Genomic DNA, 233 nt, shown 5'->3' with positions numbered 1-233 from the left:
GCAGGCCGCCATACAGCGTAAAAGTATTATTCAAACCATATATTGCCGTGGCTTCAGCAAATTCGGGTTCCTTGCTATCACTGTTTGCATCAGCGCGATAGCGTCCAGCGGTCGCGCTATACTTTAGATGCCCAGGTCGCTGCATCATGGGTAATGAAGGATAAGGCTGGATAAAGCGACGTTGCGTACCGTCACTTTCTTCAATCGTGACTTCTAAATCGCCGCTGTTGGAA

1 protein-coding gene is annotated in these 233 nt (G+C 48.9%); it reads right to left on the bottom strand.

Going from position 1 to position 233, the window contains the following annotated elements; all coding sequences use genetic code 11:
• Window positions 1-233: fimbria/pilus outer membrane usher protein (locus SB756_RS35655; RefSeq protein WP_410913955.1), on the bottom strand; the 233-nt coding region annotated here is incomplete at both ends.

Source organism: Pseudomonas sp. SIMBA_068, from assembly GCF_046534705.1.
Taxonomy (GTDB): domain Bacteria; phylum Pseudomonadota; class Gammaproteobacteria; order Pseudomonadales; family Pseudomonadaceae; genus Aquipseudomonas; species Aquipseudomonas putida.
This window is presented reverse-complemented; position numbering and strand designations above follow the sequence as displayed.